The 7,003-nt window shown below is 62.8% G+C and carries 6 protein-coding genes and 1 pseudogene; 6 read left to right on the top strand and 1 reads right to left on the bottom strand.

Annotated elements, in window-relative coordinates; all coding sequences use genetic code 11:
* Window positions 1-314 (top strand): annotated as a pseudogene (locus VK804_RS06180) (RNA polymerase sigma factor); the annotation flags it as partial.
* Window positions 315-438: 124 nt separating this feature from the next.
* Here VK804_RS06180 and VK804_RS06175 read toward each other — a convergent pair.
* Window positions 439-1,935: a CoA-acylating methylmalonate-semialdehyde dehydrogenase gene (locus VK804_RS06175; protein ID WP_325368928.1), complete on the bottom strand. Its 1,497-nt coding sequence runs from the start codon at window positions 1,933-1,935 to the stop codon at window positions 439-441.
* A 303-nt stretch (window positions 1,936-2,238) separates the two neighbouring features.
* Between VK804_RS06175 and VK804_RS06170 the strand changes: the two genes are divergently transcribed.
* From VK804_RS06170 to VK804_RS06150, 5 genes are all read left to right on the top strand, one after another.
* Entirely contained in the window at window positions 2,239-3,015 is a 777-nt protein-coding gene (locus tag VK804_RS06170) for a motility protein A (protein WP_325368926.1), read from the top strand.
* 2 nt (window positions 3,016-3,017) lie between these two features.
* The gene (locus VK804_RS06165) at window positions 3,018-3,842 is read left to right on the top strand and encodes a flagellar motor protein MotB (protein ID WP_325368924.1); all 825 of its coding nucleotides are present in this window, start codon (window positions 3,018-3,020) and stop codon (window positions 3,840-3,842) included.
* A gap of 344 nt (window positions 3,843-4,186) precedes the next feature.
* Window positions 4,187-6,124 carry a potassium transporter Kup gene (locus VK804_RS06160; RefSeq protein ID WP_325368922.1) on the top strand — a complete coding sequence of 646 codons (1,938 nt, stop codon included), beginning with the start codon at window positions 4,187-4,189 and terminating at the stop codon, window positions 6,122-6,124.
* Between the two features lie 79 nt (window positions 6,125-6,203).
* Window positions 6,204-6,533: a rhodanese-like domain-containing protein gene (locus tag VK804_RS06155; protein ID WP_325368920.1), complete on the top strand. Its 330-nt coding sequence runs from the start codon at window positions 6,204-6,206 to the stop codon at window positions 6,531-6,533.
* Window positions 6,533-7,003 (top strand): extracellular solute-binding protein (locus tag VK804_RS06150; protein ID WP_325368918.1); only part of this gene is annotated, 471 nt, incomplete at its 3' end. The genes VK804_RS06155 and VK804_RS06150, both read left to right, overlap by 1 nt.

Raw genomic sequence — 7,003 nt, 5'->3', positions numbered from 1 at the left:
ATGCGCGCGATTTCGATGCCTTGCGCGATCTCCTGTCCGAGGAGGTCCGTCTCGACCTGGTCAACCGCACGCGCCTGAAAGGACGCAAGGACGTCTCGGTCTATTTCACGCGCTATCGCGAAAATCCCAACTGGCAGGTGGTGCCCGGTTCTGCCGAGGGACGGCCGGTGCTCCTGGTCAGCGATCCAACGGTTGCCGCAGGCGACGCAGCCTACGTCATCGTGCTCGATTGGGCCGGCGAACAGATTTCGGCCATCCGCGATTTTCGCTATGCGCCTTATGCGACGGAGGGTTTGTTGGTCGAGCGGATTTGAACCAGTTGCAGTTTGATTAGTCGGTTTTTGCCGACGCTTCGCAACTTTCAAACTCGCTGTTTGCGGGATCGCGGCGCTTTCGGTGCATTCTGGATCGGGACAAGCCGAGCGACGACAGCAGGCCTTACCGCATCGTCGGAATGACGAACTCGGAGCCTTCTTTGGTGCCCGACGGCCAGCGTGCGGTCACGGTCTTGGTCTTGGTGTAGAAGCGGATCGAGTCCGGCCCGTGCTGATTGAGATCGCCGAAGCCCGAGCGCTTCCAGCCGCCGAACGTGTAATAGGACAGCGGCACCGGGATCGCGAAATTGACGCCGACCATGCCGACCTGAACGCGATTGGTGAAGTCGCGCGCGGTGTCGCCGTCGCGGGTGAAGATGGCGACGCCGTTGCCGTAATCGTGCTCGGACGGCAGCCGCACCGCTTCTTCGTAGTCCTTGGCGCGCACCACGGCGAGCACCGGGCCGAAGATTTCTTCCTTGTAGATTTTCATGTCGGGCGTGACATCATCGAACAAACAGCCGCCGATGAAATTGCCGTTCTCGTAGCCTTGCAGCTTGAAGCCACGGCCGTCGACCACGAGCTTGGCGCCTTCCTTGACGCCGGTATCGACATAGCCGCGCACTTTGTTGAGCAGTTCTCGCGTCACCATCGGTCCGTAATCGGCCTGTGTGTCGGTCGACGGCCCGATCTTGAGGCCTTCGACGCGCGGAATGAGTTTTTGAATGAGCGTGTCCGCCGTCTTCTTGCCGACCGGGACCGCGACAGAGACGGCCATGCAGCGCTCGCCGGCCGAACCGTAGCCGGCGCCGATCAGCGCATCGACCGCCTGGTCCATGTCGGCATCGGGCATCACGACCATGTGGTTCTTGGCGCCGCCGAAGCACTGCACGCGTTTGCCGTGCGCGGTGCCGGTCGCGTAGATATATTCCGCGATCGAAGACGAACCGACGAATCCGATCGCTTTGACGCGCGCGTCGCTGAGCAGCGTATCGACCGCTTCCTTGTCGCCATTGACGACATTGAGCACGCCCGGCGGCAGGCCCGCCTTGATGAACAATTCGGCGATGCGCATCGGCACCGACGGATCGCGCTCCGACGGCTTCAAGATGAAGGCGTTGCCGCAAGCGATGGCAGGCGCGCATTTCCACAGCGGGATCATCGCCGGAAAATTGAACGGCGTGATGCCGGCGACGACACCCAGCGGCTGGTGCATCGAATAAAGATCGATGCCGGGTCCGGCGTTTTCGCTATATTCACCCTTCAGCAGATGCGGGATGCCGCAGGCGAACTCGGCCACTTCAAGACCGCGCTGAATGTCGCCTTTGGAGTCGGCGAAGGTCTTGCCGTGTTCGGACGACAACAGCCGCGCCAGATCGTCATATTCGCTCTGGATCAGTTCCAGGAATTTGAACATGACGCGGGCGCGCCGCTGCGGATTGGTGGCGGCCCAGGCAGGGAAGGCTGACTGCGCATTGGCGATCGCCTGTTCGACTTCGGATTTCGCCGCCAGCGCGACCTTGGCCTGGACTTCGCCGGTATTGGGATTGAAGACGTCGCCGAAGCGCCCGGACGCCCCCTTCACCGCCTTGCCGCCGATAAAATGGCCGATCTCGCGCATCATGGTCTCCCTTATCGTCCCGGCATTCGCGCACCGGTTTTCTCGCCAGAAATTGTCGCTTTGATCGGGCTATCTAGCTGGTTTTTCGCCTGCGGGTCATCCCCTTTGCGAGCCATTTACCCTGGCAAAGCACAAGCCAATCCGCGGCTTTCCGACGCCGCAAAAGGTTCCAGCGGTAACCGTCCCTTAAGCGCAATGACCTTACGTATAGGGCCATAGCATGGGTGTTGGCTCGGCTCCTTAGCTTGGCTCCTCGGGGCTCCTCCAGAATGGGGGCCCGCCGTCGCGGGTTGGGTGCGTTTCATGGACATAGCAACGGGCCTCGGCCTGCTCGCCGGCGCGACCGTGGTCATCACCCTCATGCTCATGGGCGGCGGCCTGGGCATGTTCGTGTCCGACCACGCCATCATCATCATTTTCGGCGGCTCGTTTGCGGCGACCCTGATCCGCTTCCCGCTGTCCTCGATCTTTCACGGCCTGCCGCTTGGCATGAAATTCGTCTTCACCATGCGTCGCATCTCGCAGCGTGAACTGGTGGACGAGATCGCCGGCCTTGCCGAGATCGCCCGCAAGCAGGGACCGATCGGTCTGGAAAAGGTCGAAGTCGAAGATGCCTATCTGGCCAAAGGCATTCGCTTCGTCGCCGACGGCTATGACGCCGAATTCATCCGCGACAATCTCGAGCGCGATCGCGACAACTTCCTGAGCCATCTCGACGAGGGCCAGAAAATCTATCGCGCGGTCGGCGACTGCGCGCCAGCCTTCGGCATGATCGGCACGCTGATCGGCATGGTGCAGATGTTCGCCAACATGACCGATCCGTCGAAGCTCGGCCCGTTCATGGCGACCGCGCTCTTGGCGACGCTCTACGGCGCGGTGGTCGCCAACATCATCTGTCTGCCGATCGCCGACAAGCTGCACCTCAAGCTCGCCGATGAGGAAATCAATCGCACGCTTATCATCGACGGCGTGCTGATGATCCGCGAGTCGAAGAGCCCGACGCTGGTGCGCGAAATGCTCATCGCCTATCTGCCGGAGAAGCACCGCGGCGAGCCCGAGCCTGAACCTGTCCCGGCCTAGCGATGGCAAGGCGCGAAAAGGCACATGCGGGCGGTCACGGCTGGTTCGTCACCTTCGCCGACCTGATGGGACTGCTGGTCAGCTTCTTCGTCATGCTGGTGGCGTTTTCCAATCAGGATCAGCAAAAGCTGCAGATCGTCGCCGGCTCGATGCGCGATGCCTTCGGCGTGCAGACCAATGTGCGCTATTCCGGCATCATCGAAGTCGACGGCTTGCCGACCCGGCCGAAGCTCAAGAACGCCGCGCATATTCAGCCGGAAGACGCCTCCGCGACGCCGACGCCGGACGCGAACGACCGCAATCAGCGTTACGGTGCGAAGTTTCAACAGGACGAAGCGTTCGCGCTTGCGGCGGCTTCGCTGCGCCAAGCCTTGCAGGACATGCCGGAACTAGCGGAGGCCTCCAAACACATCATGTTCGAGGAGACCAAGGACGGCCTCGATATCAACATCGTCGACCAGGAAGGCCGCTCGATGTTTCCGGAAGGCTCCAAGGATCCTTACGAGCGCACCCGCCGCATCATCGAGAAGATCGCCGGCCCGTTGAAGGCGCTGCCCTATCGGATTTCGATCACCGGGCACACTTCGGCCTCGCAAACTCCGGCCGCGGCCGATTACGGGCCGTGGAACCTGTCGGCCGATCGGGCGAACGCGGTACGCCAGATTTTGGAAGAGCAGGGGTTGCCGTCGAACAATATTTATGAGGTCGCCGGCAAGGCCGACACCGACCCGATGTTCCCGGACGACCCCTATATCGCCGCCAACCGCCGCGTGACCATTACCCTGATGCACGAACCTCCGCCGGTGCCGCCAGGACTGACGCCGTAAAAGATGCCGTAGAGGCTGCCCCGTAAAAGATATTTCCGGGGAATGGCCGCTTGGGGTGAATGCCGCAGCCCGGTTCCGGAGCGCCCCTGATGGCCGCCGGGCCGATCGATTCGCCGGGGTTCGTCCCTAAATGCTTGATCCAGTATAACTAAATCAGATCGGCTGGGACCCAGACCGAACTCGGCGGCGCTACGCGTCCACCGTCATCGTACCGGCTGCACCCGCGTCGGCGGCGCGGAAGCCCGCCGGCGCGCCCATGACTCCGCAGCGTGAACGGTGTATAGGCGCGGCCCTGCATCCCCTCCGGGACACCAGGAGCAGGGCAAGGTCCTGTTTCAGCATTCATGACAGACAGCGCGAGCGCTCCCGTCGGGAGCGAAGTGCCGGCAAACGGCAGCGGCGAAGTGCGTTCTCACGCCGGCTTCTGGGCGCTAACTCTGGGCAGTATCGGTGTCGTCTATGGCGACATCGGCACAAGTCCGCTTTACGCGCTGCGCGAAGCCATGCTCGCGGCCTCGAACCAAGGCCACAGCACGATCGACCGTGCGACCGTGCTCGGCGTCGTCTCGCTCATCCTGTGGGCGCTGTTCGTCATCGTCACCTTGAAATACGTCGTCATCCTGTTGCGTGCCGACAATAACGGCGAAGGTGGCACGCTCACCTTGATGGCGCTCGCCTCGCGCGCCGTCGGCCGCATCTCGCGGGCGGCGACGCTTGTCACGCTGCTCGGTATCGTCAGCGCGGCATTGTTCTATGGCGACGCGGTGATCACGCCGGCTTTGTCGGTGCTGTCCGCGGTGGAGGGTCTCGACGTCGCAACGCCGGCGTTCCATGAATATGTCGTGCCGCTGACCGTCGTCATTCTGCTCGTGCTGTTTGCCATGCAGTCGGTCGGCACCGCCAAAGTGGCGGCATTGTTCGGCCCGATCATGGTGGTTTGGTTCGTGGCGATCGCGCTGCCCGGCCTCGGTTGGATCGCGCGCGATCCGGGAATCCTGTGGGCGCTCAATCCGTTCTACGGCGTTTTCTTCCTCACCCATCACGGTATTATCGGTCTTTACACGCTCGGCGCCGTTTTCCTGGCCGTGACCGGCGCCGAGGCGCTTTACGCCGATCTCGGCCATTTCGGCCGCGGTCCGATCCAGATCGCGTGGATTGTGCTCGTCTTGCCGTCGCTCGCACTCAATTATCTGGGGCAGGGCGCTTTGGTCTTTGCCGAGCCGAAGACACTCGAAAATCCATTCTTTCTGCTTTATCCCGAGTGGGCGCGGATCTCGATGGTGGTGCTGGCGACGATCGCCACGGTGATCGCAAGCCAGGCGGTGATCACCGGCGCCTATTCGCTGACCAGCCAGGCGATCCAGCTCGGCCTCCTGCCGCGGTTCGAAGTGCGCCATACCTCGGCGCAGACCGCCGGCCAGATTTTCATGCCGCGCGTCAATTCGCTGCTGCTGGTCGGCGTGCTGCTTCTGGTGGCGCTGTTCCGCTCGTCGAGCGCGCTGGCGTCCGCTTACGGTATTGCCGTCACCGGCACCATGGTCGTCACCTGCATGATGGCCTTCATCGTGATCTGGCGGATGTGGCGCTGGTCGCCGCTCGCGGCCGCGGCCTTGATCGTGCCGTTCCTGTTGATCGATCTCACCTTCCTGTCGGCCAATATGCTCAAAGTCATTCAGGGCGGCTGGGTGCCGCTGGCGCTCGGCGGGCTGGTGATGCTGGTCATGTATACGTGGCGGCGCGGCACGCGCATCCTCTTCGCCAAGACGCGGCGGCTCGAAACCCCGCTCGACGACCTGGTCCGCATCCTCGAGAAGAAGCCGCCGCAACGGGTGCCCGGCACCGCGGTGTTCCTGACCAGCGATCCGAAAAGCGCGCCGACGGCGCTGATGCACAGTCTCAAGCATTACAAAGTGCTGCACGAAAAGAATGTCATCCTCTCGGTCGAGACCACCCATACGCCGCGCGTCGACGCCGACAAGCGCGTGCGCATCGAGCCGGTTGGCTCGACCTTCATGCGGGTCTTGCTGCGCTTCGGCTATATGGAGACGCCGAACATCCCGAAGGCGCTTGCCATCGCGCGCAAGCTCGGCTGGCACTTCGACATCATGTCGACGTCGTTCTTCCTGTCGCGGCGCACGCTGCGGCCGGCGCCGCGGCCGGGCATGCCGCTGTGGCAGGACCGGCTGTTCATCACCCTAGCGCGCTCGGCCAACGACGCCACCGACTATTTCCAGATTCCGACCGACCGCGTGGTCGAGGTCGGCACGCAAGTGACAATCTAGCAAGTGACGATCTAGCCTCTTCACGTCGGCGCCGGCCGCGCGATATAAGCAGAGTTCATTACTCGCGAGGAGCCGTGTGATGTCGGATCAAAATCTCAGCGTCCGCGATCTGACGCCGGAGGAGGTCGCGGCCGGGTTGCGCGAAGGCCGCATGGTGCTCGTCGATGTCCGCGAGCCGAACGAGACCGCGGTGGAGCGCTTTCCGGACGCGGTGATCGTGCCGCTGTCGGACTTCGACGCCGGCGCCATTCCCGATCCGCAGGGCCGGGAAGTGGTATTCGCCTGCCGTTCCGGCCGGCGTTCGGTCACTGCCTCGCTCGCCGCGCAGCAGCACGGCTATCCTTATGCGTCACATCTTGCCGGCGGCATTTTGGCGTGGAAGGCGGCGGGCCTGCCCACCGAGACCTGATGGCTTTGCGCCGCTTCCCGCTCATCGTCACGCTCGCCGGCGCGATCGGCGCGCTGCTGGCGCTGCCGGCAGTCCCCAAAGAGCGCGTCGTCAATTACTACAATTGGTCGGACTATCAGGACCCGACCATCCTCGACACATTCACCAAAGAAACCGGCATCAAGGTCCGTTTCGACACTTTCGATTCCAATGACACGCTCGAAGCAAAGCTGCTCGCCGGGGCATCGGGCTATGACGTCGTGGTGCCCAGCGCCTATTTTCTCGCCCGCCAGATCAGCGCCGGCATTTTTCAGAAGCTCGACAAGTCGAAGCTCCCCAATCTGCCGGCAGTGTGGCCGGAGATCGCAAACCGTCTCGCCCTCTACGATCCGGGCAATCAATACGCCATCGACTATATGTGGGGCACGACCGGCATCGGCTACAACGTCAAGAAGGTGAAGGCGATCCTCGGGCCCGACGCCGTCATCGAT

Source organism: Bradyrhizobium sp. (assembly GCF_035484855.1).
Lineage (GTDB): Bacteria > Pseudomonadota > Alphaproteobacteria > Rhizobiales > Xanthobacteraceae > Bradyrhizobium.
This window is presented reverse-complemented; position numbering and strand designations above follow the sequence as displayed.